The sequence below is a fragment of the Streptomyces sp. NBC_00316 genome (assembly GCF_036158715.1).
Taxonomy (GTDB): Bacteria; Actinomycetota; Actinomycetes; order Streptomycetales; family Streptomycetaceae; genus Streptomyces.
In genome coordinates this window covers 5278338-5304402 of the sequence record NZ_CP108023.1, presented here as the reverse complement: position 1 = coordinate 5304402, position 26065 = coordinate 5278338, and the positions used below count along the sequence as shown (strand labels likewise).

Below are 26065 nucleotides of genomic sequence, written 5' to 3'. Positions count from 1 at the left end.
ACGTCGCTCCGGGGCTTGCTCACTCGCTCGCTACCTCTCGCAGTCGCTGGGCCGCGGCCTCCGGCGGCACATCGTTGATGAACACACTCATGCCGGATTCGGAACCCGCGAGGAACTTCAGCTTGCCCGAGGTGCGTCGGATGGTGAAAAGCTCGAGGTGGAGCCCGAACTCCTCACGACCCGCAACCCCGAACGGCGCCTGGTGCCAGGCTGCGATGTACGGGGTCGGCGGCTCACCGGGGCCGAAGATCCGGTCGAATCGCCTCAAGAGTTCCAGATAGACCTGTGCGAACTCCGTGCGTGCGGCGTCGTCGAGTGCCCGCAGGTCGGGGACTCGGCGGCGCGGGTACAGATGGACCTCGTACGGCCAGTGGGCGGCGTACGGGACGAAGGCGACCCAGTGCTCGCCGGTCAGCACCATGCGGTCGCCGTCGGCCAGCTCGCGGGCCACGACGTCGTCGAAGAGATTGCCGCCGGTCCGCTCGCGGTGCGCCTCCATGGAGCGGAGCATCAGCTCGGTGCGCGGGGTGACGAAGGGGTACGCGTAGATCTGCCCGTGCGGATGGCCGAGCGTCACACCGATCTCGGCGCCCCGGTTCTCGAAGCAGAACACCTGCTTGACCTGCTCGAACCCGGCGAGTTCGGCGGTGCGGTCGGTCCAGGCGTCGAGGACCAGAGCCGCCTGCTCCTCGGTGAGGTCGGCGAAGGACGCGTCGTGGTCGGAGGTGAAGCAGACGACCTCGCAGCGGCCGGAGTCGCCGGCGAGCGAGGGGAAGCGGTTCTCGAAGACGACCACGTCGTACTGGTCGTCGGGGATCTCGCTGAGCCGCCCGTCCCGGGACGGGCAGAGCGGGCATTCGTCGGCCGGCGGATGGTACGTGCGGCCCTGGCGGTGCGAGGCGATGGCGACGCTGTCGCCGAGAAGCGGGTCGCGGCGGACTTCGGAGGAGGTCGACACGGCGTCGAGCGGCCGCCGGTCGACGGCGTCGCGGACCACGTCGTCGCGGCTGTCGTAGTAGAGCAGCTCACGGCCGTCGGCGAGCGTCGTAACCGTCTTCTTCACCAGGTTCCTCCAAACATAACCGCACACAACAAATCACAAGCCAACACGCACGTCAATGGTCCGACACCACCGCATGTGACCCGGATCTCGCGCACACTCATGCCCCCGGAAACAGGGATTCGCACTCATGCGATCAGAATCCGACAAAGGTCCCCATCGGAACTGTTCATTTGTGGCGGTCGGAGCGCACGTTCCTTGCAGTTCGCCCGGCGCACACCGCTGATCGCCACGTTCCCGAAGATCTTCATCGTCTTCCTCGTGATGATCCCGGGCCCGGTCGCCGCCGTGCTCGTACCGAAGATCGGTGTGCCGGGTCCGGCCTCACGTACGACGACGCCATCGCGCTGCTGATGCAGGAGCTGCTGCCGAACGGCGTGCCCGGCATCGCGGTCACCGGTCTGCCGGCCGCCTTCATGGCCGGCATGGCGGCCGACGTCTCGTCGTTCCACGCGGTGGTCACGACCGACGTCCGGGCGCGTTACGTGCAGAAGGACCGGCCCGCCGCGTACCACCTGCGGTTCGGCCGGATGATCACGGCGGCCGGGATGCTCGCCTCGGTCGGCACGGCCTTCGTCGCCGCCGGCTTCTCGAACATCACGAGCTACCTCCGGACGCCGTTCTCGTTCTTCGGCGTCCCGATGTCCGCGGTCCTCATCATCGGCATGTTCTGGAAGCGCGCCTCGATGAAGTCCGGGGTCCGGGGGCTCGTCGCGGGCACCATCGCCGCGGTGATCAATTACTTCGCCTGATCAAGTGCACCGCACAGCAGGGGCCGGATGTCACCCGGCGTCCGGCCCCTGCTGTTGCGGGACCACCGGCGCCCGGTCCAGCAGCCCGGTGCGGGCCGCCAGCGCCGCCGCCTCCAGCCGGGAGCCGACGCCCAGCTTCATCAGCACCCGCTGCACATGGGTGCGCGCGGTGCTCGGCGCGATCCGCATCCCGGCCGCGATCAGCCGGGTGTCCTCGCCCTCCGCGACCCGCACCAGGACCTCGATCTCGCGCGGCGTGAGCATCTGCAGCAGCCGCTGCCCCTCGTCGTCCGGCTGGGCGGCCGGGTTGAGCAGCTCCGCGAAGGCGCCCTGCAGCAGTTGCGGTGCGATCGCCGCCTCCCCGGAGCGCGCCCTGACCATCGCGCGCTCGACCCCCTCGATCCGCTCGTCGTGCCGGACGTAACCGGCGGCTCCGGCCGCGAACGCCGCCGCGATCCCGCGGGGGCTGGGCACCGGCCCGAGCACCACCACCGCCACCTGCGGGCGCTCCCGCTTGATCCGCGCGATCGGGTCGAACGCACCCGGTTCGGCCGGAGTCGCCGTGCCGAACAGGCAGACCTCCGGGGCCCTGCTCACCACGAGCTCCGCCGCACCGGAGGTAGGCGCGGCGGCCGCGAGCACCCGGTGACCCCGCAATTTCAGCGCCGAGGCGAGCGCCTCGGCGAGCAGTCGGTGGTCATCGACCACCATGAGCCGCACGCCCATTGATTGACCCCCAAGGCCTGGGCCCCCCGGCCCTTTGACCCGGCAAGCTACACGCTTGTTCGACGTGGCGCGCCCCTTACCAGGCAGAAGACCCCCGGAAAGCCGAATTATGTGCCGTTCCGGTTCGGTTGACGGGTGCGGGACGGACACAAGTGGATCAGTGGGCGTACAGAAACGACCGGCCCTGCCGGTCGAGTGATCGACCGGCAGGGCCGGTGTGCGCGCGGTGCCGCCGCCGGGTCAGCCGGTGGCGAACGAGAGCGCGAGGTAGCGCTTGTCGTCGAGCGTGGTCGTGGTCGGCTTGCTCGCCATCACCTCGGAGATGTACATCCGCCCGTCCGCGAAGAGGATCTCCGCGTAGTCGAGGGAGTAGCTGGTCTCCGCCTCCCGGACGGACTCGTCGCTCGGGTTCTCCATCAGCACGGTCTGCTTGAAGGTGGCGCCGTCGATGGAGACGATCTGACCGCCCTTGTCGTACGGGGGCGCCTTGTACGCAAGGATGTTGGAACCGTCCATACGGATCGGGAACATCGTGTACCGGTCGCCCGCGTCGGCCTTGTCACTGGTCGGCTTGCCGGTCGTGAGGTCGAACGAGACGATCTCGTTGGTGTTGCCGTAGTCGCCGGTGCCCTCGTGCTCCTCGGTCGGCAGGTAGAGCCGGTTGTTGCCGACGACGAGCTGCTGGCAGCTCTCGACCTCGGTGGAGCGGCAGCTGGCGGCGTACTTCTCGGCGTCCGCGGCGATCTTCGTGAGGAGCTTGCCGGTCGATGCGTCGATCGAGAAGAAGTCCGAGATCCCGCTGCCGTCACCGGCGGTGTCGCCGACATCGGCCGCGACGACCAGCGGCTTGGTGGAGACGATGCTCGCGTACTCGACGCCGGGCGGCATCTTGTACGACGAGAGCGGGGCGCCCGTAGTCGGGTTCAGCGCCTGGATGACGAGCTGCGGGCTCTCGTACGTACCGCACTTGCGGACCACCGCGAGCGCGTCGCCGCCGCCGTATCCCTTGTCGTAGCAGCCGTCGGTGGCGACCTTCGGCTTCCAGCGCTCGGCGCCGGTGTTCAGGTCGAAGGCGGCGCCGCCGTCGGTGCCGCCCGCGGCGACCGTGGTACCGCTGAGCGTGATCTCGTCGAACCTGATCGGCTCGTCACCGCCGGTCGCGGCGGTCACCGACTTGCTCCACATCAGCTTGCCGGTGTTCAGGTCGAGTGCGCCGATCTGGTTGCACTGCGGGTACTTCTGCTCCTTGGTCGGCTTGCTCGCCTCGAAGGCGATGGCCGTCTTGTAGTCCTTCGACATGTGCCGGGAGGCGGCGCAGAGCTGGCCCTGCAGCGGGATCGACCAGAGCCTGGTGCCCTTGGCCTTGTCGTAGCCGACGATCTCGTAGACGCCGGTCTTCACATAGGCCTTGTCGGTCAGCCAGGAGCCGTCGAGCTTCGTGACGTCGGTGACCTTCGGCTGCGGGAGCTGGAACCCGACGGTGGCCTTGGTGTTCGCCGGCGCCTTCTCCTTGCCGCCGCCACCGATGCCCTGGTCCTCGCCGCCCTTGTCCCCGCCGGTGGTGCCGCCGGAGTCGGACTGGGACGTGTCGCCCTTCTTGTCGTCGCCGCCGGAGACGAGGAAGATCCCGCCGCCGACGATCAGCGCCACCGCGACGACCGCGGCCACGATGATCTGCGTCTGCGTGGAGAACTTCTTGCCGCCGTTCCCGCCCTGCTGCGGCGACGCGTACTGCGGCTGCATCGGTGCGGTCGGATAGCCGTAACCGTAGCCCTGCTGCGGCGGCTGACCGGGCGGCAGCCCCTGTCCGGCCGGGGGGCCGGACGGGTAGCCGTAGCCGGGCTGCTGCGGGGGCGCCTGCGGGTATCCGTACCCTGGCTGCTGCGGCGGACCGGCGGGCGGCGTCTGCGGAGCGCCGAAACCACCGGCGGGCGGGGTCTGCGGGGCGCCGAAACCGCCCTGGGGCGGCTCGTTGGGCGGCTGGGGCGGCTGAGTCATGGCGTACGTACCTCGTCGGAGGAAGGGAAGTCGGTCGGTCGGAACCCGTCGTGGTCGGCCGGGGTCCGTCGGGGGCCTGCGTGAGCCGTCACTTGCCGAAGGCCATCATGGTCTTCGTCTCCAGCTCTTCCTTGTCGTTGCTCGCGCTGACCCGTCCGCTCGCGATGAAGGAGCGGCCGCCCGCATAGACGATCTTCGCTTCCCAGAACGAACTCTCGATCTGCGACGTCGACTCGGGGTGCCGGAGCAGCATCTGCGGGGCGCCGCCGGTCGGGGCGAGGGTGGCGATCCCGCCGCCCTTGTTGTAGCCGCACTCCACGTAGAGCAGCACGTTGCCGCCCTCCATCCGCAGCGGCTTCACGGTCTGTTCGGCCGGGGCCGCGGCCTTCCACTTCGGCTTGCCGGTGTTCAGGTTGAACGCGACGACCTTGTTCGTACGGGCGGAGCCGCTGGAGTCGGGCTGGGTCGCCATGTAGAAGGTGTTGGCGTCGGCGGTCACACCGGTGCAGCCGTCCAGCGACTTGCCGAAGACCGCGAACGTGCTGCCGCAGTCCGGGGCGAACTTGTCACCCTTGTCGCCGATCAGCTGGGAGCGGAGCGTGCCGTTCTCCTTGATGGCGAGGATGCTCCACTTCTTCTTCTCGCGCTGGGTCAGTGAGACGACGAGCGGGCTCACCGAATAGACCCGGTCGATCTCCCAGCCGCGGGCCGGCCGGTACGTCCACCTGGGCTTGCCGGTGACCGGGTCGACTTCCTGGAGCTGGTGCTGCGGGTTGTCCACGTCGTCCGTACGGCAGCTGGACGCGGCAATCAGCTTGGAGCCGCCGGCGAAGGCGAACGGCTGGCAGTTGCCCTCCTGCTTACCGAACAGCTCCTTGCCGTCGCTGACCCGGTACGCGTTGGAGTTGCCGGTCCGGCCGACCGTGACGGTGTCGGCGCTGATGGCGAGGGAGATGTCCGACATCATGTCCCAGATGCCGTTCTTCGTGATCGACTTCTTCCACCCGGCCCTGCCGGTGCTGAGGTCGATCATCTGGAGGTCCGAGCAGTCCGCCTTGTCGGTGGTGCCGTTCTCGACCCCGATGACGATCTTGCCGTCGGTGGTGGGCTGCGCGGGCGCGGCACATATGTCGGCCGGCAGCTTCAGCGTCCACTTCTGCTTGCCGTCGGCCACCGAGTAGCCGGAGACCGCGCGGTACATGCCCTTGACGACGGTGTCACCGACGACCCAGGGGCCGTACACGTCCGCGCCGTTGCGCGGCAGGTCGACATCGTTCGTCTGCAGCCAGAGGGCCTTCGCCTCGCCCGGCTTGCGCCCGGCGTTGAGGTCGTCGTCGGCCTGCCGTCCGTCGCCGTTGCCGTCGCCCTCGTCGACGGAGGGCGAACCGCTCGGCGCCTTGCCGTCATTGCTCTCGTGCGCGACGGGCTTCTTGTCGTCGTCACCACCGCCGGTCGCGAGGAACACGCCACCGGCTATGACCACCGCGGCCGCGACCGCGGCGGCGATGATGACGGCGGGCTTGCCCTTGAAGGGGTTGCCACCGCCCGTACCGCCGGGGACCGGGGCGCCGGGGTACTGCTGCTGCGGGTAGCCGTAACCGGGCTGCGGCTGCTGGCCGTAGGGGCCGGGCTGCTGGGCGTACGGACCCGGCTGCCGGCCGTACGGACCGGGCTGCTGGGCGTACGGACCCGGCTGGTTGTACGGCCCCGGCTGCTGCGGGTAGCCGTAGCCAGGGGCCTGAGCCGGCGGCTGCGGGTAGCCGTAACCCGTCTGGGCGGGCGGCGGCGTCGGTGGCGCGGCCGGCATCTGCGGTGGTTGGGCGGGCGGTTGACCCTGCGGCGGCGGGCTCTGCGGCGGCTGCCCGGGTGCCGCCGGCTGAGGACTCCCCTGCGGCGGCTCCTGCGGAGCGCCGAAGCCTCCCTGCGGCGGTTGCTGGCTGGGCGGCTGGGTCATCAGCACGTCCCCCTTCGTGCGGTCCGGTGTCCGTTCCGGTCTCCCCCGCGATTCCGCTGGGCTGAATTCCCCTCGGAAAGGAGCGAATCGGGCATGGCTTCCGCGGCGTTACGACAGTCGAGCGGGGCTTCTTTGTACCACCCGCAACACATCGCACGCCGAATCGGTCCCTCCCCTGTTCCCAAGGGAGAACCGCCCCGTGATGCCGCCGTTACGCAGCCGATTCAACTCTTCGTGAACGGCCGCCGGTTCGGGCCCGCCGCCACGAAGCCGCTCCCTGCCCGTCCACCGGAACCGGCTCCGGCGCCGCTCGTCGAACAGCGGCACCGGAGCCGGCAAGTCCCCTGCCGGATCAGGCCTCCTCGGCCAGCTCCAGCCAGCGCATCTCCAACTCGTCGCGCTCCGCGACCAGTTCACGCAGCTCCGCGTCGAGCTTCGCCACCTTCTCGAAGTCCGTTGCGTGGTCGGCGATCTGGGCGTGCAGGGTCGTCTCCCTGCTCGACACCTTGTCGAGCTGCCGCTCGATCTTCTGCAGTTCCTTCTTCGCCGCACGCGCGGCCTGCGGCGAGACGGCCGTCGCGGCCGAGGCCTCCTTCGCCGCCGGTGCGCCGGCCGAGGCGGGCATCGACTCCGCCTCCATGCGCAGCCTGCGCTCGATGTACTCGTCGATGCCGCGCGGCAGCATCCGCAGCGAGGTGTCGCCGAGCAGCGCCATCACCCGGTCCGTGGTCCGCTCGATGAAGAACCGGTCGTGCGAGATCACGATCATCGATCCGGGCCAGCCGTCGAGGAGGTCCTCCAGCTGCGTCAGCGTCTCGATATCGAGGTCGTTGGTGGGCTCGTCGAGGAAGAGGACGTTCGGCTCGTCCATCAGCAGGCGCAGGATCTGCAGCCGGCGCCGCTCGCCGCCGGACAGGTCGCCGACCGGGGTCCACTGCTTCTCCTTCGAGAAGCCGAACTGCTCGCAGAGCTGGCCCGCGGTCATCTCGCGGCCCTTGCCGAGGTCGACGCGGTCCCGTACCTGCTGCACCGCCTCCAGCACCCGCAGGTTCGAGTCGAGCTCGGTGACCTCCTGGGAAAGGTAGGCGAGCTTGACCGTCTTGCCGACGACGATCTTCCCGGCGGCGGGCTGCTCGTCGCCCTGGGTGCGGGCCGCTTCGGCCAGCGCCCGCAGCAGCGAGGTCTTGCCCGCGCCGTTGACCCCGACCAGCCCGATCCGGTCACCGGGGCCGAGCTGCCAGGTGAGGTGGGTGAGCAGCGTCTTGGGTCCGGCCTGGACGGTCACGTTCTCCAGGTCGAAGACGGTCTTGCCGAGCCGGGCGTTGGCGAACTTCATCAGCTCGCTGGTATCGCGCGGCGGCGGCACGTCGGCGATCAGTTCGTTGGCCGCCTCGATGCGGTAGCGGGGCTTCGACGTACGGGCGGGGGCGCCGCGCCGCAGCCAGGCCAGCTCCTTGCGCATCAGGTTCTGCCGCTTGGACTCCTCGGTCGCGGCGATCCGCTCCCGCTCGGCCCGGGCGAACACGTAGTCGCTGTAGCCGCCCTCGTACTCGTGGACCGTGCCGCGCTGGACGTCCCACATGCGGGTGCAGACCTGGTCGAGGAACCAGCGGTCGTGGGTGACGCAGACCAGTGCCGAGCGCCGGTTCTGCAGGTGCCGGGCCAGCCAGGAGATGCCCTCGACGTCGAGGTGGTTGGTCGGCTCGTCGAGGACGATCAGGTCCGGTTCGGCGATGAGCAGCTTGGCGAGGGCGATCCGGCGCCGCTCGCCGCCGGAGAGCGGCGCGATGACGGTGTCCAGGCCGTGCTCGAAGCCGGGCAGGCCGAGGCCGCCGAAGAGTCCGGTGAGTACGTCACGGATCTTGGCGCTGCCCGCCCACTCGTGGTCGGCGAGATCGCCGATGACCTCGTGGCGGATGGTCGCCTTCGGGTCGAGCGAGTCGTGCTGGGTGAGGACGCCGAGGCGCAGGCCGCCGTTGTGGGTGACGCGGCCGCTGTCCGCCTCCTCCAGCTTGGCGAGCATCCGGATGAGGGTCGTCTTTCCGTCGCCGTTGCGGCCGACGACTCCGATCCGGTCCCCCTCGGACACACCGAGGGACACACCGTCGAGCAGGGCACGGGTGCCGTACACCTTGCTGACCTGCTCGACATTGACCAGATTGACGGCCATTTCACTCCTGACAGGGGGATCGATCGACATCCCAGGGTAGTCGCCGCGCGGCTGGGACAGCGTGCGGTGATCCCTCAGGGGCAGGGACGGGGACTTCCGCGGCGCGAAACCCTGTACGGGTACGGGCGACGGGCTCGCCGAGCAGGTGCGGTGCGGCCACCGTGCCCGGTGCCCGCCCGGCAGCCGCCGTCAGACGACCGTGGCACCCGGCGCGGGGGACTCCGCGACCCGCGCGGTGCGGCAGGTTCCCGACGCCAGAAGCGCGTCCGCGACCTTCCGTGCCGACTCCGCGTCCGCCGCCAGGAACGCGGTGGTCGGCCCTGAGCCGGAGACCAGTGCCGCCAGGGCACCTGCCCCGGTACCCGCGGCGAGGGTGTCGGCGAGCGAGGGCCGCAGGGAGAGCGCGGCGGGCTGCAGGTCGTTGGAGAGCGCCTCGGCGAGCGCGGTGGCGTCGCCGGTGCGCAGGGCGTCGAGGAGCGCCGGGGAGGCTTCCGGTACAGGGACGTCGGTGCCCGCGGTGAGCCGGTCGAACTCGCCGTAGACGGCCGGGGTGGAGAGCCCGCCGTCGGCCACCGCGAACACCCAGTGGAACGTACCGCCGGTCTCGACCGGGGTCAGCTGTTCACCGCGGCCGATGCCGAGCGCGGCGCCGCCGACCAGGGAGAACGGCACGTCGCTGCCGAGCTCCGCGCAGATGGCGAGCAGCTCGTCCCGGGTGGCGCCGGTGGACCAGAGGGCGTCGCAGGCCACCAGGGCTGCCGCGCCGTCGGCGCTGCCGCCCGCCATGCCGCCCGCCACGGGGATGTCCTTGGAGATGTGGATGTGCACGTCGGGCGCGATGCCGTGACGTTCGGCGAGCGCGATCGCGGCGCGGGCGGCGAGGTTCGTGGCGTCCAGCGGAACCTGGGCGGCATCCGGGCCCGAGCAGGTGACGGTCAGCGCGTCGGCGGGGGTGACGGTGACCTCGTCGTACAGGCCGACGGCGAGGAACACGTTGGCCAGGTCGTGGAAGCCGTCGGGGCGCGGGGCGCCGACCGCGAGCTGCACGTTGACCTTGGCGGGGACGCGGACGGTGACGCTCACTCGCTGCTCCCGGCGGATTCGTTCCCGGTGGACCCGCCCGTGTCGGACCCGGTCGTGGCGGACTCGTCCGTGTCCGGCTTCTGCGCTGCGGGCTTGTTCTCCGCGATGGCCGCGAACTCCTCGACCGTCAGCGCCTCGCCCCGCGTCTGCGGCGAGATCCCGGCCGCGACCAGGGCGGCCTCGGCGGCGGGTGCGGAGCCCGCCCAGCCGGCCAGGGCCGCCCGCAGCGTCTTGCGGCGCTGGGCGAACGCCGCGTCGACGACCGCGAAGACCTCGGCCCGGCTCGCGGTGGTCGTGATCGGCTCGGTACGCCGGACCAGCGACACCAGCCCGGAGTCGACGTTCGGGGCGGGCCAGAAGACCGTACGGCCGATGGACCCGGCCCGCTTGACCTCCGCGTACCAGTTGGCCTTCACCGACGGCACGCCGTAGACCTTGTTGCCCGGCCGGGCGGCCAGCCGGTCGGCGACCTCGGCCTGCACCATGACCAGGGTCCGCTCGATGGTCGGAAACCGCTCCAGCATCGTCAGCAGGACCGGCACGGCCACGTTGTACGGCAGGTTGGCGACCAGGGCGGTGGGCGCCGGGCCCGGCAGCTCCGTGACCAGCATCGCGTCGGAGTGGACCAGCGAGAACCGGTCGGCGCGGCCCGGCATCCGGGCCTGGACCGTGTCCGGCAGCGCAGCGGCCAGCACATCGTCGATCTCGACGGCGACGACCCGGTCCGCCGCCTCCAGCAGCGCCAGCGTCAGCGAGCCCAGACCGGGTCCGATCTCGACCACCACGTCGTCCGCGCGGACCTCCGCGGTCCGCACGATCCTGCGGACGGTATTGGCGTCGATGACGAAGTTCTGTCCGCGCTGCTTGGTGGGGCGTACCCCCAGCTTCGCGGCCAGTTCGCGGATGTCTGCGGGGCCCAGGAGGGCGTCGGGCTCTGTGGTGCTCACCCGGTAAGCCTACGGCCGCAGTGCGGCCACGGGCTCGCCCCCCGTTGCACGTACAGCTTCTTCGCCCGGAACGTCTGCTCGGACGCCGGGGCGTCCTGCGGGCGTCCGCGGCCGCCGAGGGTGTGCCAGGTCTGCGTGTCGAACTGGTAGAGCCCGCCGTACGTACCGCTGGAGTCGACCGCGTCGGACCGGCCGCCGGACTCGCAGGCCGCGAGCCCGTGCCAGTTCAGCCCGTCGGCGCCCGCCACCGACTGCGGACGGACCCTGGTGCCGACCTTCACGATCCGGTCGACCGGGTAACGGACGACGTCCACGTCCAGGACCCGCGGCCGCTGCCGGACGCCGTTGACGGTCCGCAGCGCGTACGTGACCCGGCGGGCGCCCGTTCTGCCCTCGCGCTCGACGACCTCCGTGCCGGCGAAGAGCGAACTGTCCTCGGACCTCTGTTCGCTGTACGGGATGGACTCCTCGCGCACCTCGCGGGAGCCGGTGATCCGCAGCACGGAGACCGTCTGGCCGTCGCGCGGGAAGCTCTGCGGGGCCACGGAGGTGGTGTCCTCGCCGTGCAGGGTGATGCCCGCCTCGGCGAGTGCCTCGGCCACGGTCGCCGCGTTGGTGCGGACGGTGCGCTCGCGGCCGTCGGCCATGAGGGTCACGGTGCGTTCGGTACGGACGTCGAGAGCGAGCCCGGTGCGGCCGATCGAGGAGGCGCGGGCGACGGAGAGGTAGGCGCCCTCGGCGCGCACCCCGAGCTGGCGCAGGGCGCCGTCCACGGTGCCTGCGGTGGTCCACACCACGTGCCGTACCCCGTCGAGGGTGAGGGTCACCGGGCGTCCGTGGCGGACGGTGATCTCGTCGTCGTTGTCGAGGTCGCCGCGGGGCGCTGGGGTGACGACGTCGTGGGCGCCGACGGCGATGCCCTCGTCGTCGAGGAGTTCACCGATGTCGTCCGCAAAGGTGTGCAAGGTGCGCGGCTCCCCGTCGACGGTGAGCCTGACCGCCTTGTCGTGGGCGACGAACGCGCTGGTGCCGCCGGCCAGGAAGGCGACGACCAGGGCCTGCGGGACGAGCCGTCGCAGGTTCTCGGGACGGGCGGCGGCCTTGCGCCGGCGCGCGGCCCGCCGGGCCTCGGCGCGGCCGCCGGGGCGGGGGACGGTGCGAGGGTCGCCGGTCCCGGGCCCGGCCGCCGGGCGGGGCGGGACCGCACCGTCCACGACGGTCGGGTCGTGGAGCGGCCAGGGAGCACCGAGTGTCTGCTCCTCGTGGAACGGCGGGGGCGCGGGGACGTACGGCGGTGTCGCCACCGCTGTACGTCCCGTACGCACTCCGCCCGGCTTCGCACGGTGACTGCCCTGCGCATTGATCACGACGCTCCAGAAGGTCCGTTCGTCCCGGTGGCCCGATGGGCGTCCGGGACGATAGTGGAGCTTCGGTCACTCTCCAAAGCGGCGCGACCACACACCGTCGCTGTGTGATCCGTCAGTAATCGAATGCGCGAGCGGTGTTGTCGTTGATCGCCGACGCCAGGGTGTCCTCGTCGACGCCCTTCACCTCCGCCATGGCGCGCAGCGTCACGGGAATGAGATACGGCGCGTTGGGCCGTCCGCGGTACGGGGCGGGGGTGAGGAACGGCGCGTCCGTCTCGACCAGCACCAGTTCGATCGGCGCGACCATGAGCGCGTCCCGCAGCGGCTGGGCGTTCTTGAACGTCACATTCCCCGCGAAGGACATGAAGTACCCGGCGTCCGCACAGATCCGCGCCATCTCGGCGTCACCGGAGTAGCAGTGGAACACGGTCCGCTCGGGCGCGCCCGCGTCGGCGAGGACGCGCAGCACATCGGCGTGCGCCTCGCGGTCGTGGATGACGAGCGCCTTGCCGTGCCGCTTGGCGATCTCGATATGGGCCCGGAAGGACTCCTCCTGGGCGGCCATGCCCTCCGGTCCGGTACGGAAGTGATCGAGCCCGGTCTCGCCGACGCCGCGCACCCGGTCGAGGGCGGCCAGCTTGTCGATCTCGGCGAGCGCCTCGTCCAGCGCCGCCTTCCCGCCCGGCTCCCGCGCCCCCTGGCGCGACCGCCCGTCCGGGTCCCCGTGCACGATGCGCGGCGCCTCATTGGGGTGCAGGGCCACCGCCGCGTACACACCGGCATGCGCGGCCGCGGTCTCGGCCGCCCAGCGCGACCCCTGCACGTCGCAGCCCACCTGGATCACTGTGGTGACGTTGACCGCGGCGGCCCTGGCCAGGCCTTCCTCGACGGTGGCGTCCTGCATGTCCAGATGGGTGTGCGAATCGGCGACCGGTACCCGCAGGGGTTCGGGCAGCGGCGGGGCTTCCGTACGGCTCATGCCACGATCGTACGAGGACCGTGGCGCCGCCCTCACTTGCGGTGGAAGGGGTGCAGCAGGTCGGAGAGGTGCCAGTGGTGCTCCGAGGCCGCCGGCGCGGCGGCCTCGCGTTCACGGGTGTCGACGCCCTCGGCAGGTCCGTTCTCCTCCGGGAAGAGCGTCCGCTGGACGGTCGAGACCCGGCCGGACCGCATGATCCGGACCACATGGCCTCCGCAGTTCATGCAGGTGGGCCTGGACAGGGGGGACGGCACACGTTCCCCGTCCGCCTTGTAGATGATGAAGTCGTTGTTGGAACCGTCGACGTGGTGCTCGATCTCGTAGGCCTGTTCCCAGCCGTATCCGCACCTCATGCACGCGAAGGCGTACGCCTCATGCACGGTGGTTGCTGCGATCTCGCTCATGCCTGCTCCTCTTGTCCGCCGGACAAGCACTCCGGAGAGTGTGTCCCTGATCCAGTGGACGCCCATACCGGCGGGAGCGCACCAAGCCCTGTCGAGTATTGGAGCGGTCTTGGCCATCTCGTGGCAAAAAGGGGCAGGTGCGCGGCTCGTGCTTTGCTTTTCAGGATAGTCCTTTGCCCTCCGCTGGACCGGTGCGCGAGGCGTTCTTCGCCGCCACGACGGCGTCGAAGACCTCCCGTTTGGGCAGCCCCGCCGCCGCGGCGACGGCGGCGATCGCCTCCTTGCGCCGCTCCCCCGCCTCCTCGCGCACCTGCACCCTGCGTACCAGCTCGGCGGCGTCCAGTTCCTCGGCCGTGTCCGCCGCGCCCTCGACGACGACGGTGATCTCGCCGCGTACGCCTTCGGCCGCCCAGACCGCCAGCTCCGCCAGCGGGCCGCGCTTGACTTCCTCGTACGTCTTGGTCAGCTCGCGGCACACAGCGGCCCGGCGGTCGCCGCCGAACACCTCGGCCATCGCGGCGAGGGTGTCGTCGAGCCGGTGCGGGGCCTCGAAGAAGACCATGGTGCGGCGCTCGTCGGCGACCTCGCGGAGCCGGCCGAGCCGTTCGCCCGCCTTGCGCGGCAGGAAACCCTCGAAGCAGAACCGGTCGACGGGCAGACCGGACAGGGCGAGCGCGGTGAGCACGGCGGACGGGCCGGGCACCGCGGTGACCTTGATGTCCTTCTCCACGGCGGCGGCGACGAGCCGGTAGCCGGGGTCGGAGACGGACGGCATCCCGGCGTCCGTGACCAGCAGTACCCGGGCCCCGCCGCTCAGCGCCTCGACGAGTTCGGGCGTACGCGCCGACTCGTTCCCCTCGAAGTAGGACACGACACGCCCTGTGGTGTGGATGCCGAGCGCCTGCGTCAGCCGGCGCAGCCGCCGGGTGTCCTCGGCGGCGACGACGTCCGCCGTCTCCAGTTCCTTGGCAAGCCGTGGCGGGGCGTCCGCCACGTCACCGATGGGGGTCCCTGCGAGTACCAGCGTTCCAGTCGTTCCAGTCACATCAGCCATCCTCGCAGCACGGGCGACAGCAGTCGCACAGATGCGTTCCCTACGATGGCGCGGTGACGAGTACTGCGCCCGAAGCCCAGCAGGGTCAAGACGCCAGGGAACAGCGCTGCGAAGAGCCGCCTTCCTGGCAGCAGCGGCTGCGCCGCTTCGGCCATTCGCCGCGCCCCGGAATCGGGCTGCGGGAACGGCTGGTCCCGCCGTACACGCGGCCGGGCCCGCAGCTGTGGGCGGTGCTGGGGGTGTCGCCGCCGACCGCCGACCGGCTGGTGCGGTGGTCGGCGTGGGGCGGGCCGCTGCTGGTGGCGCTGGTCGCGGGGGTGCTGCGGTTCTGGCACCTGGGCAGCCCGAAGGCGGTGATATTCGACGAGACGTACTACGCCAAGGACGCCTGGGCACTGATCAAGCAGGGGTACGAGGGGTCCTGGCCGAAGGACGTCGACAAGTCGATCCTGGCCGATCCCTCGGCGGTGCCGGTGCCGACGGATCCCGGCTATGTGGTACATCCGCCGGTCGGCAAGTGGATCATCGGGTTCGGCGAGCAGCTCTTCGGGTTCACACCGTTCGGCTGGCGGTTCATGGTGGCAGTGCTCGGCACGCTGTCCGTGCTGATGCTGTGCCGGATCGGGCGGCGGCTGTTCCGGTCGACGTTCCTGGGGTGCCTGGCGGGCGCGCTGCTCACCGTCGACGGCCTGCACTTCGTGATGAGCCGCACCGCGCTGCTCGACCTCGTGCTGATGTTCTTCGTGCTGGCGGCGTTCGGCTGCCTGCTGATCGACCGGGACTGGGCGCGGCGCAGGCTCGCCGCGGCGCTGCCCGTCGACGCCGACGGGGTGCTGCGCCCGGACGCGCAGATCGCCCGGACACTGCGGCTGGGATGGCGGCCGTGGCGGATCGCGGCGGGTCTCTCGCTGGGTCTGGCGTTCGGCACGAAGTGGAACGGCCTGTACATCCTGGTCGCGTTCGGCCTGTTGACGGTCCTGTGGGACGTCGGTGCGCGCCGGACGGCGGGAGCGGTACGGCCGTACGAGGCGGTGATCACGCGGGATCTGCTGCCCGCGTTCGTCTCGACGGTGCCGGTCGCGATCCTGACGTACCTCGCGTCGTGGACCGGCTGGATCGTCAGAAACGATCCGGCACACCACGGTTACTACCGGAACTGGGCCACCACCGACGGCAGGGGAGGTAGCTGGACCTGGCTGCCGGACTGGCTGCGCAGCCTGTGGCACTACGAGTATCAGGTCTACGAGTTCCATGTGAACCTGACGTCCGGCCACACCTACCAGTCCAACCCCTGGAGCTGGATCGTCCTGGGCCGCCCCGTCTCGTACTTCTACGACGAGCAGAACGGCTGCGCCGCCTCGGAGACCGGCAAGTGCGCCCGCGAGGTGCTGGCGCTCGGCACGCCGCTGCTGTGGTGGGCCGGCTGCTTCGCCCTCGTGTACGTGCTGTGGCGGTGGTTCTTCCGGCGTGACTGGCGGGCGGGCGCGATCGCCTGCGGTGTGGCGGCGGGCTGGCTGCCGTGGTTCTTCTACCAGGAACGGACGATCTTCTTCTTCTACGCGGTCGTCTTCGTGCCGTTCCTCTGTCTCGCGGTCGCGATGATGATCGGCGCGATGATCGGTCCTGCGGCGGGCACCGGGACCAAGCGGGAACTGGGCCTGGTGACGGGCGATCCGTCCGGTGAACGGCGCCGGGCCGTGGGGGCGATCGCGGCGGGCGTGCTCGTCCTGCTCATCATCTGGAATTTCATCTACTTCTGGCCGCTGTATACGGGCATGTCGATTCCCGAGAATTCCTGGCGCAACCGCATGTGGCTGGATACCTGGATCTGACCGGCCCGTTCACGCCATTGCCGATAGCAGTCCAATAACAACTGCCTCCCCCGTCACTACCGTCCCGTAGAGTGCCCACAAGCGCTCTCTTGAACATGTTCAAGGGAGCCTCCTGGGGAGGGGGACTGCAGGGATGCGCAGTGGAGCCAAGGTCGCCGTGGTCGGCGGAGTGTTCGCGCTGGTGGTCGGCGGGGTGGGGTACGGGGCGTACAACGTGCTCGACGGGCTGGGCGGCGGGGGCAGCACGGACAGCCGCTCCACCTCCGCCGAGGTGAAGACGGGGCCGCCGAGCAAGGCGGAGATCGGCGAGACGTCGAAGAAGTTCCTCGACGCCTGGGCGGCTGGAGAGGCGGCGCAGGCGTCCCAGCTCACCAACAACGCGACCGAGGCCGAAACGGCGCTCAGCGGATACAGCACCGATGCCCATGTCACCGACGCCGTGATCACGCCGGGCCCGGCGACCGGCACGACGGTGCCGTTCACGGTGAAGGCGACCGTGAGCTACGAGGGGAAGTCCAAGCCCTGGTCGTACTCCTCCGAGCTGACCGTGGTGCGCGGCCTGACCACCGGCCGGCCGCTGGTCGACTGGAAACCCTCGGTGATCCATCCGGAGCTGGCGGACGGCGAGTCGCTGAAGACCGGCGAGGCGTCGACCCCGTCCATCGAGGCGCTCGACCACAACGGCCGGGTGCTGACGAAGGAGAAGTACCCGTCGCTGGGGCCGATCCTGGACACGCTGCGCGAGAAGTACGGGGAGAGGGCCGGCGGCACCGCGGGCATCGAGACCTGGATCGAGTCCTCGAACGAGGACACCCCCGACGAGACGCTGCTGACGCTGTCCAAGGGGAAGCCCGGCACGCTGCAGACCACGCTGGACGCCACTGTCCAGGCGGCGGCCGAGAAGGCCGTCAAGCAGTACAGCCAGGCCTCGGTGGTCGCCGTCCGGCCGTCCACCGGCTCGATCCGCGCGGTGGCCAACAACCCTGCGACCGGCTTCAACGCGGCCATGCTCGGCAAGCAGGCGCCCGGTTCGACGATGAAGATCGTCACCGCGTCGATGCTGATCGAGAAGGGGGTCGCCGCCGCGAACCGTCCGGTCGAGTGCCCGAAGGACGTGATGTACCAGGGCCGCACCTTCCACAACCTGGAGAACTTCTCGCTCCCGGCCACCGACACGCTCACCACCAGCTTCGCCCGCTCGTGCAACACGGCCTTCATCAAGCTGATCGACGACACGCACGACGACGCCGCACTCGCCAAGGAGGCCCGGGACGTCTTCGGGATCGGCCTCGACTGGCAGACCGGCATCGCCTCGTTCGACGGCAGCGTGCCCGAGGCCGTCGGCGGTGAGGCCGCCGCGCAGTACATCGGCCAGGGCACCATCCAGATGAACGCACTCAACATGGCGTCGATCACCGCCACCGCACGGAACGGCACCTTCCGCCAGCCGGTCCTGGTCCCCCAGGACCTGGACGGCCGCCCCCTCGCCACCGCGTCCCGTTCGCTGCCCGCGTCCGTCTCCCAGCAGGTGACCAACATGATGCGGCAGACCGCGAGCTGGGGCACCGCCAAGGCGGCGATGGCCCCGGTCGGCGGCGACAAGGGCGCCAAGACCGGCTCGGCGGAGGTCGACGGACAGGCCACCTCCAACAGCTGGTTCACCGGCTTCAGCAACGACCTCGCGGCCGCGGCGGTCGTCCAGTCCGGCGGCCACGGCGGCGACGCGGCCGGCCCGGTGGTGGCGGCGGTGCTGCGGGCGGGGTCCTGAGCGGCCTCATCGGACGGACGATCCGGAGGCACTCCGAAACCGCGTCGCATGCCCGGTACACCGACCGCTAGCGTGCAAGGCATGAGTACACCCGACACCACCCCCGCCGCCTCCCCCTCCGACGCCCACCCCCGCTTCGCCGAGGCCCTCGGCGAACTGGGCCTGGAGGTCGAGATCCGCCGCTTCCCCGATGCCACGCGCACCGCCGCCGAGGCCGCGGCCGCGATCGGCTGCGAGCTCAGCGCGATCGTCAAGTCGCTGGTCTTCGAGGCGGACGGAGCGCCGGTACTGGTCCTGATGGACGGCTCGTCCCGCGTCGACGTGGAGCTCGTACGGCAGGAGCTGGGCGCCGGAAAGGTGAAGCGCGCCGGGGCCGATCTGGTCCGGGAGACCACCGGGTACGCGATCGGTGGGGTGCCGCCCTTCGGTCACCGTACGAAGACCCGGGTGCTGGCCGACCGCGGACTGCTCGACCACCCCGTGGTGTGGGCCGCGGCAGGCACCCCGCACACAGTCTTCCCGCTCGACCCCACCTCGGTCATCAAGCACGCCGGCGGCACCGTGGTGGACGTGCGCGAGCAGTCCGAGTGACGCCGCTGGTCGTCCTCGCGGTGCTGGTCGCGGCCGTCACGCACGCCAGCTGGAACGCGATCGCCCACGCCATCAAGGACCAACTGCTCTCCTTCACCCTGATCTCCGGCGGCGGGGTACTGATCGGTGCGGTGACGGCCTGTTTCGTCCCGCTGCCCGCCGCGGAGGCGTGGCCCAGTCTCGTCGCCTCGGCGGTACTCCATGTCGGCTACATGGTGCTGTTGATGCGGTCGTTCACGCTGGGCGACTTCGGCCAGATGTACCCGATCGCGCGCGGCACCGCGCCCTTGGTGGTGACGGTGCTGGCGGCGGTCTTCATCGGCGAGCGGCCGGACGGCTGGGCGACGACGGGGGTCGCGGTCGCCTGCGCGGGGCTGCTCGGCATCGCACTGTGGGGCATCCGCGACAGACGAAGCCGCCCGCAATGGCCGGCGATCGTCGCCGCGCTGGCAACGGGTCTGTCGATCGCCGGGTACACCACCGTCGACGGGGTGGGCGTCCGCGCCTCCGGCACCCCGCTCGGCTACATCGCCTGGCTGATGATCCTGGAGGGGCTCGCCGTGCCGGCGTACGCGCTGTACCGCCGCCGTCGGCAACTGATGACCCAGCTGAGGCCGTTCGCGGTACGGGGACTGTTCGGCGCGGCCCTGTCGGTGACCGCGTACGGGCTGGTCCTGTGGGCGCAGACGAAGGCACCGCTGGCCCCGATCGCCGCCCTGCGCGAATCGTCCATCATCGTGGGCGCGGCAATAGGGGCGGTGTTCTTCAAGGAGCGGTTCGGCGCACCGAGGATCGCGGCGGCAGGGCTGATGGTCGTCGGGATCGGACTGATGCTGCACACGAGTTGAGCGTGCGGACCTGCCGTGACGGGCCCGGCGAGCGGCGGCCAGCGGGGCCGGCCACGCGCGGTCACACTCCGGAACGACACGCTCACGGTGCGCGGCAATCCCGGTCCGTGGCCGCCGGTACGGCGGGCCGACGGGCGTGCTGGAGAGGTTTTCCGGCTGCGGAATGACATACGAAATACAGGCGCCCGTCGGTGGACTTTGAATGGTTTCCGCTGCCGAACCGGGCGGCAGCGCCTTTGCGTCGTCACGCGAGGCGGTGCGCACAGCAAGCCATTATCCTGGTACCGGGGATCGCAGGGTAATGAATGTCCGCAACTGTCCACCCAGCACAGGGGACAACGGATGAATCACGACCAACGGCGAGCGGAGCTCGCGGATTTCCTCAGGACACGACGGCTGGCCCTTCAACCGGAAGCGGTCGGCCTGGCATCCCGGGCGTCGCGGCGACGGACGCCCGGCCTGCGGCGGGAAGACGTCGCGGACCTCGCGAGCATCAGCGTCTCCTGGTACTCCTCCCTCGAGCAGGCCCGGGACATCCGGGTGTCCGAGCACGTCCTCACCTCGCTGGCCGAGGCGCTGCGCCTCAACGCCGAGGAGCGCGACTACTTCTTCGCCCTGGCCAGCGAGGGCGGTGACACGCGTGCCGGCGCGAGCGCTCCCTCGGACGGTGTGCCGCCGACGCTCCAGCGCATCCTGGACAGCCAGCAGCCGCATCCGGCATTCGTTCTCGGTCCCCGTTTCGACATTCTCGCCTGGAACCGCGCCACCACCGATGTCTACGGCGATCTGACCGCCGTTCCTCCCGAGCACCGCCACATGCTGCGGCTCTTCTTCGGCGGCCATCTGCGCGAACTCATTCTGAACTGGGAGCCGAGCGCCCGCTCCCTGCTGGCCGAATTCCGCGCGGCCACCGGAATGTACGTCCACGAACCGTGGTTCACCGATCTGGTCGGTGAACTGAGCTGGAACAGCGCGGAATTCAACGGATGGTGGCAGCAGCACGAGGTCGAGCGGCACCGCGTCACCGCACGAGAAGTGAAGCACCCCCGTGTCGGCCGGCTGGTGCTGGAGGAGATCGCACTCGTCGTCGACGACTGCTCGGGGCAGCGGATCGTTCTCGGGATTCCGCAGCCCGGCACCGAGACCGAGAGCAAACTGACGGCACTCTCCTGGCGTCCGCGCCGGGCACATGTTCCACCGCGGCATGCACATCGAGCGCCGCGTCCGGCGGAACGACGCAACAGTCACTGACCGAGGACCGCCCGGCACGTGCGTACGCAACGGGCAAGGCCGGCGGCCGCCATCGGGCTCACTCCTGCGCGATCGCCCTGCGGAAGCCCGTGTTCACCGCGAGCAGGCCGCCGTCCACCCGCAGCGTCGTCCCCGTGATCCAGGACGCGTCGCGCGAGGCGAGGAAAGCGACCGCTGCCGCGATGTCGTCCGGTTCGCCGACCCGGCCGAGGGGATAGACCGTACTCACCCGGTCCAGTTCGGCGTCGCGCCCCGCCCAGGCGTCCGTGCGGATCGTGCCGGGCGCCACCAGATTGACCCGGACCCCGCGCGGACCGGCATGGCCGGCGAGCGTACGGGTCAGACTGCCCAGGCCGGCCTTGGCGGCGCTGTAGGCGTGATTGCCGAAACTCTGCTCGCCGTTGACCGAGCCGATGTTGACGATCGCTCCCCTCCCCGACGCCACCAGATGCGGCAGCGCCGCGCGCGAGCAGCGGTACGGGCCGGTGAGCGTGGCGTCCAGATCACGCTGCCATACGTCGTCGGGCTCGTCCTCGAAGAGGGGGGCGTCGGGGGTACACCCGTAAGCGTTGTTGACCAGGACGTCGAGCGAGCCGAACGCGTCGACGGTACGGGCCACCGCCGCCTCGACCGCCGCCCGGTCGCCCACGTCACAGGCGAGCGCCTCCGCAGTGCCGCCCGACTTGCGTATCGCCGCCGCCGCGCGCTCGGCGCGGTCACCGTCCAGATCGGTCACCAGGACGCGCGCGCCCTCGCCGGCCAGCCGGCGGGCGGTTGCCGCGCCGATGCCCTGTCCCGCGCCCGTGATGAGTACGCCGTATCCGTCGAACCTGGAATCACCGGTAGGAGTCATAGCGCCGACCGTACTGCTCGGACCAGGGCCTGGGCACGGGGGTCGGCGGTGACTCCCTTCTGCAGACCGTTCGTCACATAGCCGAACGCGATGCCGGATTCGGGGTCCGCGAAGCCGAGCGAACCGCCGCGTCCCGGGTGGCCGAAGGAGCCGGGGGCGAGGAGCGGGGCGGCCGGGCCGTGCAGCATGTAGCCGAGGCCGAAGCGGGTGTTCACGACGAGCACCCGGTCCGGGCCCGCGGACTCCTCGGTGCGGGCCAGGGTGAGGGTGGCCGGGGCGAACAGCCGGTGGCCGTCGATCGGGCCGATCATCGCGGCGTAGCAGCGGGCCAGGGCGCGGGCGGTCGCGATGCCGTTGGAGGCGGGAAGTTCGGCCGCCCGGTAGGCGTCGTCGTTCTCGTCGGGCAGCGGGTCGATCGCCCCGAACGCACGGCGGGTCAGCGACTCCGGGTCGCGGTAGGCGTCGACGACCGACCGCTTGGGGCGTATCCGCAGTGCACCGCCGTTGTCCGGGAGGGCGGGAGGCTCGACCGGACCGATCCGGCCCACCCGGTGCGCCTCGTCCGCCGGGAGCCCGAACCAGAAGTCCAGGCCGAGCGGGCGGGCTATCTCCTCGGCGATCCAGCGGCCCACGGTGCGCCCGGTGACCCTGCGCACCAGCTCGCCGACGAGCCAGCTGTACGTCTGCGCGTGGTAGCCGTGTGCGGTGCCGGGCTCCCACTGCGGGCGCTGCGCGGCGACGGCCAGCGGCCCGGAGACCGGGTCGGCGGCCTCCTGCGGCGTCAGCGGACGGTCGAGGGCGGGGACTCCGGCCCGGTGGGCGAGGAGATGGCGGACGAGGACCCGTTCCTTGCCGGCCGCCTTGAACTCCGGCCAGTACGTGCCGACCGGCGCGTCCAGGTCCACCTGGCCGCGCTGGTGCAGCAGCAGGGGTACGGCGGCCGCGATGCCCTTGCCCGCCGAGCGGACGATCTGCACGGTGTCGACCGCCCACGGTTCGACGCCGTCGACGTCCCTCGTGCCGGCCCACAGATCGACGACCTTGCGCCCGTCCCGGTAGACGGCGACCGCGGCCCCCCGCTCGCCGCGCTGTTCGAAGTTACGGATGAACGCGTCCCTGACCGGTTCGAATCCGGCGGCCACCGTGCCCCGTACGTCCACGCCTGCTCCTGCACTCCCGCTCATCCCCCCATGGTGCATCGCGCCGCAGGTGAGCTGTACCGCGGGTGACCTTCATCCCGGTACGACCGGGGCGGTCGCACGTCCCGCGCCGGTCACGCGCCCACGGTCACCGAGCGCGGGTCGAAGCCGAAGGGCAGCTCCAGCCGGTGGGCGCGCATCAGCTCCTCGTCGCAGAGCAGTTCCTGCGTGCGGTCGTCGGCGGCGATGACACCGTCGCTGAGGATGACGGCGCGCGGGCAGAGCTCCAGGGCGTACGGCAGGTCATGCGTGACCATCAGCACAGTGACGTCCAGCGACCGCAGGATGTCGGCGAGCTCACGCCTGGATGCGGGGTCCAGGTTGGACGAGGGCTCGTCCAGGACGAGGATCTCCGGGCGCATCGCGAGCACGGTGGCGACGGCGACACGGCGGCGCTGGCCGAAGGAGAGGTGGTGCGGGGGCCGGTCGGCGAACCCCTCCATGCCGACCTGCTCGAGCGCCTCGACGACCCGCTGCTCCAGTTCGGCACCGCGCAGCCCGGAGGCGGCGGGCCCGAAAGCGACGTCCTCACGGACGGTCGGCATGAAGAGCTGGTCGTCGGGGTCCTGGAAGACGATGCCGACGCGGCGCCGGATCTCGGCGAGGTTGCGCTTCTCCACCGGGAGCCCGGCGACGCGGACGGTACCCGCACCCGCCTCGAGGATGCCGTTGAGGTGGAGAACGAGAGTGGTCTTGCCGGCGCCGTTCGGGCCGAGCAGGGCGACGCGTTCGCCGCGGCCGACGGTCAGGTCGACGCCGAAGAGCGCCTGGTGACCGTCGGGGTAGGCGTAGGCGAGGCCGCCGACCTCGAGGGACGGTGCGGTGACAGGGGGCAGGCTCATAGGTTCCATCCCAGCAGACAGACGACAAGGGCGAGGACGGGGAGTGCCGAGGCGTACGCCCACTGGGCACGGGACGCCGTCACGTCGTCGATGACCGGCATGGTGCCGGTGTAGCCACGGCTGACCATGGCGAGATGAACGCGTTCACCGCGCTCGTAGGACCGGATGAAGAGCGCGCCCGCCGAGGCGGCGAGCACGCCCCACTGCCGTACGCCGCGTGCCTCGAAACCCCGGGAGCGGCGGGCGATCGACATCCGCCGCATCTCGCCGGAGACCACATCCCCGTACCGGATCATGAACGAGGCGATCTGGACGAGCAGCGGCGGCAGCCTCAGCCGCTGGAGGCCGAGCAGCAGGGCGCGCAGTTCGGTGGTGGAGGCCAGCAGTACGGAGGCGGCGACACCGAGCGTGCCCTTGGCGAGCACGTTCCAGGCGCCCCAGAGGCCGGGGACACTGACGGAGATCCCGAGGAGTTCGGTCTGCTCGCCGGGCACCACGAACGGCATCAGCAGCGCGAACGCGACGAACGGCACCTCGATCAGCAGCCGCTTGAGGAGGAAGCCGGCGGGGATCCGGGCCACCCCGGCGGCCCCGGCGATCAGCACCGCGTACAGCGCGAACGCCCAGACCGCCTCGCGCGGCGTCGAGACGACGACCACCACGAAGCAGAAGACGGCGGCCAGCTTGCAGTGCGGCGGCAGCTCATGGACCGGGGAGTGCCCGTGCCGGTAGAGCTTGTGCGCATGGCCGGCGCCCATCAGACGGTCTCCTCGGTGCGCATTGCAAGGGCGTCCGCCGTACGGCGGCGGCGTACGGCCCAGAAGACCCCGCTGCCGACCACGATCGTGGCACCGACCCCGATCACTCCGGCGAGGCCGCCGGAGACACGGGCGTCGGAGACGTCCCGGACGCCGTAGTCGGCGAGCGGGGAGTCCTTGGACGCGTGCGGCTCGGCCTTCTTGTCGATGCCCTGGTCGGCGGCGACCTTCTCCAGGCCGTCCGGGCTGGCGGAGGCGTAGAAGGAGACGAAGCCGGCGAGGACGAGGGCGGTGACCAGTCCGGTGACCCAGACCTTGCGCGTCGACCGGGCGACGGGGGCGGTCTCCCGGGCCGGTGCGTCGACGAGCTCGCCGCCGACCCGGAGCTTGAGCGGTGCGGTGAGTCCGTGGGCGCCGTGCACCAGGTCGGGGCGGACGGCGATGACGGCGCCGACGGTCAGTGCGGTGATCAGGGCCTCGCCGATCCCGATCAGGACGTGCACGCCGGCCATCGCGGTGAAGACCTTGCCGATCGGGATGTCGGTGGTGCCGCCGATCCAGTAGATCAGCGTGAAGACGACCGCCGCGGCCGGTACGGAGACCAGCGCGGCCACGAACGACGCGGCCGTCACGGAGCGGCGGGTCCGCGGCAGTACATGGAGCAGGCCGCGGAAGAGGGCGTAGGCGACGACGGTGGTCGTGATGCCCATGTCGAGGATGTTGACGCCCAGCGCGGTGAGCCCGCCGTCCGCGAAGAGGATGCCCTGCATGAGCAGGACGACGGATAGGCAGAGCACTCCGGTACAGGGACCGACCAGGATCGCGGCCAGCGCCCCGCCCAGGAGATGGCCGCTGGTACCCGCAGCGACCGGGAAGTTCAGCATCTGCACCGCGAAGATGAACGCGGCGACCAGGCCCGCAAGCGGCGCGGTGCGCTCATCGAGCTCGCGGCGGGCGCCCCGCAGACTGACCGCAACGGCACCCGCGGCGACGACACCGGCGGCGGCGGAGACGGGTGCGTTGATGAATCCGTCGGGTACATGCATAGAGGAGGCTCCGCTTCCTGCGTTGCTGCGCGGGGGCATGAACCTCTCGATAATAGGGCCTTGTTGCGAACCATTCGCAAGAGCGCATACTTCACAGCTGCGCCCGCCATCCCACGCCCTCGCCGCGCCGACCGGTCAAAATATGGGACATTAGAGGGCAAGAATGAACGAAAAGGAGCAGTCGGCCATGTCCCTCGTGATCGAAGAGCACACAGAAGCCCGGCTCATCACCGAGGCCACCGACACCTTCGCGGTCCCCGTCGACCTGCGGTACGACGCCACCTCCGACCCCCGTACCGTCCATGTCTCCTTCCCCGGCGGCACCGACTGGGCCTTCGGCCGCGACCTGCTGGAAGGCGGGATGCGCTCCCCCGCCAGGCGCGGCGCCATCCGGATATGGCCCTGCGGCCGGGCGCAGCTGGTCGTGGAGAAGCACTCGGCGGACGGCGTCGAGGTGGTGCAGTTCGACAACGCGTCGATGAACCGCTTCCTGGACCGCATTCACGACGAGAGCAGTCCTGAGGCCGCACGGACGGTGACCACCCGGACGTGACGGCATGGATGAGCCCCCGTGCCGCTCGCA

22 protein-coding genes and 1 pseudogene are annotated in these 26065 nt (G+C 70.8%); 7 read left to right on the top strand and 16 right to left on the bottom strand.

The genetic code is table 11. From position 1 onward, the window contains the following. Positions 1-19 precede the first annotated feature (19 nt). Positions 20-1063, bottom strand: coding sequence for a galactose-1-phosphate uridylyltransferase (gene galT / locus OG878_RS23685; protein ID WP_328888635.1), 1044 nt, complete (start codon positions 1061-1063; stop codon positions 20-22). Positions 1064-1264: 201 nt separating this feature from the next. On the opposite strand from galT, the pseudogene OG878_RS23680 reads away from it, so the two are divergent. Then, positions 1265-1806 (top strand): annotated as a pseudogene (locus OG878_RS23680) (sodium:solute symporter family transporter); the annotation flags it as partial. 36 nt (positions 1807-1842) lie between these two features. On the opposite strand, the gene OG878_RS23675 reads toward OG878_RS23680, so the two are convergent. From OG878_RS23675 to rsmI, 10 genes are all read right to left on the bottom strand, one after another. After that, on the bottom strand, positions 1843-2538 hold the full coding sequence (locus tag OG878_RS23675; protein ID WP_328888634.1) for a helix-turn-helix transcriptional regulator: 696 nt from the start codon (positions 2536-2538) through the stop codon (positions 1843-1845). A gap of 240 nt (positions 2539-2778) precedes the next feature. Beyond that, on the bottom strand, positions 2779-4536 hold the full coding sequence (locus OG878_RS23670; protein WP_328888633.1) for an outer membrane protein assembly factor BamB family protein: 1758 nt from the start codon (positions 4534-4536) through the stop codon (positions 2779-2781). 88 nt (positions 4537-4624) lie between these two features. Further along, positions 4625-6490 (bottom strand): outer membrane protein assembly factor BamB family protein, encoded by a 1866-nt coding sequence (locus OG878_RS23665; RefSeq protein WP_328888632.1) that lies wholly within the window; start codon positions 6488-6490, stop codon positions 4625-4627. Between the two features lie 352 nt (positions 6491-6842). Further along, on the bottom strand, positions 6843-8660 hold the full coding sequence (locus OG878_RS23660) for an ABC-F family ATP-binding cassette domain-containing protein (RefSeq protein WP_328888631.1): 1818 nt from the start codon (positions 8658-8660) through the stop codon (positions 6843-6845). Between the two features lie 189 nt (positions 8661-8849). Beyond that, complete coding sequence (locus OG878_RS23655; RefSeq protein ID WP_328888630.1) at positions 8850-9743, bottom strand: 4-(cytidine 5'-diphospho)-2-C-methyl-D-erythritol kinase; 894 nt, start codon at positions 9741-9743, stop codon at positions 8850-8852. Then, complete coding sequence (gene rsmA / locus OG878_RS23650) at positions 9740-10690, bottom strand: 16S rRNA (adenine(1518)-N(6)/adenine(1519)-N(6))-dimethyltransferase RsmA (RefSeq protein ID WP_328888629.1); 951 nt, start codon at positions 10688-10690, stop codon at positions 9740-9742. Before rsmA ends, OG878_RS23655 begins: the two co-directional genes overlap by 4 nt. Next, positions 10687-12015 carry a ubiquitin-like domain-containing protein gene (locus OG878_RS23645; protein WP_443049266.1) on the bottom strand — a complete coding sequence of 443 codons (1329 nt, stop codon included), beginning with the start codon at positions 12013-12015 and terminating at the stop codon, positions 10687-10689. Before OG878_RS23645 ends, rsmA begins: the two co-directional genes overlap by 4 nt. A gap of 154 nt (positions 12016-12169) precedes the next feature. Continuing rightward, a complete protein-coding gene (locus OG878_RS23640) occupies positions 12170-13036 on the bottom strand; it encodes a TatD family hydrolase (RefSeq protein WP_328888628.1) in 867 nt (288 codons plus the stop codon). 32 nt (positions 13037-13068) lie between these two features. Beyond that, complete coding sequence (locus tag OG878_RS23635; protein WP_328888627.1) at positions 13069-13440, bottom strand: hypothetical protein; 372 nt, start codon at positions 13438-13440, stop codon at positions 13069-13071. A gap of 160 nt (positions 13441-13600) precedes the next feature. Beyond that, entirely contained in the window at positions 13601-14494 is an 894-nt protein-coding gene (rsmI, locus tag OG878_RS23630; RefSeq protein WP_328888626.1) for a 16S rRNA (cytidine(1402)-2'-O)-methyltransferase, read from the bottom strand. A 53-nt stretch (positions 14495-14547) separates the two neighbouring features. Between rsmI and OG878_RS23625 the strand changes: the two genes are divergently transcribed. The 5 genes from OG878_RS23625 to OG878_RS23605 all read left to right on the top strand — a co-directional run bounded on the left by OG878_RS23625 (position 14548) and on the right by OG878_RS23605 (position 20784). Continuing rightward, on the top strand, positions 14548-16326 hold the full coding sequence (locus OG878_RS23625; protein WP_328888625.1) for a dolichyl-phosphate-mannose--protein mannosyltransferase: 1779 nt from the start codon (positions 14548-14550) through the stop codon (positions 16324-16326). 133 nt (positions 16327-16459) lie between these two features. Beyond that, positions 16460-18094: a penicillin-binding transpeptidase domain-containing protein gene (locus OG878_RS23620; RefSeq protein ID WP_328888624.1), complete on the top strand. Its 1635-nt coding sequence runs from the start codon at positions 16460-16462 to the stop codon at positions 18092-18094. An 81-nt stretch (positions 18095-18175) separates the two neighbouring features. After that, entirely contained in the window at positions 18176-18685 is a 510-nt protein-coding gene (locus tag OG878_RS23615; protein WP_328888623.1) for a YbaK/EbsC family protein, read from the top strand. Further along, positions 18682-19533 (top strand): DMT family transporter, encoded by an 852-nt coding sequence (locus OG878_RS23610; RefSeq protein WP_328888622.1) that lies wholly within the window; start codon positions 18682-18684, stop codon positions 19531-19533. The genes OG878_RS23615 and OG878_RS23610 overlap by 4 nt, the downstream gene beginning before the upstream one ends. A 342-nt stretch (positions 19534-19875) precedes the next feature. Then, positions 19876-20784 carry a helix-turn-helix transcriptional regulator gene (locus tag OG878_RS23605; RefSeq protein WP_328888621.1) on the top strand — a complete coding sequence of 303 codons (909 nt, stop codon included), beginning with the start codon at positions 19876-19878 and terminating at the stop codon, positions 20782-20784. Positions 20785-20842: 58 nt separating this feature from the next. On the opposite strand, the gene OG878_RS23600 is transcribed toward OG878_RS23605, so the two are convergent. The 5 genes from OG878_RS23600 to OG878_RS23580 all read right to left on the bottom strand — a co-directional run bounded on the left by OG878_RS23600 (position 20843) and on the right by OG878_RS23580 (position 25482). Next, complete coding sequence (locus OG878_RS23600; protein ID WP_328888620.1) at positions 20843-21637, bottom strand: SDR family NAD(P)-dependent oxidoreductase; 795 nt, start codon at positions 21635-21637, stop codon at positions 20843-20845. Next, complete coding sequence (locus tag OG878_RS23595; protein ID WP_328891349.1) at positions 21634-22797, bottom strand: serine hydrolase domain-containing protein; 1164 nt, start codon at positions 22795-22797, stop codon at positions 21634-21636. Before OG878_RS23595 ends, OG878_RS23600 begins: the two co-directional genes overlap by 4 nt. Positions 22798-22910: 113 nt before the next feature. Then, a complete protein-coding gene (locus tag OG878_RS23590; protein ID WP_443049154.1) occupies positions 22911-23678 on the bottom strand; it encodes an energy-coupling factor ABC transporter ATP-binding protein in 768 nt (255 codons plus the stop codon). Continuing rightward, positions 23675-24436 (bottom strand): cobalt ECF transporter T component CbiQ, encoded by a 762-nt coding sequence (cbiQ, locus tag OG878_RS23585; RefSeq protein WP_328888618.1) that lies wholly within the window; start codon positions 24434-24436, stop codon positions 23675-23677. The genes OG878_RS23590 and cbiQ overlap by 4 nt, the downstream gene beginning before the upstream one ends. Continuing rightward, the gene (locus tag OG878_RS23580; protein WP_328888617.1) at positions 24436-25482 is read right to left on the bottom strand and encodes an energy-coupling factor ABC transporter permease; all 1047 of its coding nucleotides are present in this window, start codon (positions 25480-25482) and stop codon (positions 24436-24438) included. The genes cbiQ and OG878_RS23580 overlap by 1 nt, the downstream gene beginning before the upstream one ends. Before the next feature lie 187 nt (positions 25483-25669). Between OG878_RS23580 and OG878_RS23575 the strand changes: the two genes are divergently transcribed. Further along, the gene (locus tag OG878_RS23575) at positions 25670-26035 is read left to right on the top strand and encodes an SsgA family sporulation/cell division regulator (RefSeq protein WP_328888616.1); all 366 of its coding nucleotides are present in this window, start codon (positions 25670-25672) and stop codon (positions 26033-26035) included. Positions 26036-26065: the final 30 nt, after the last annotated feature.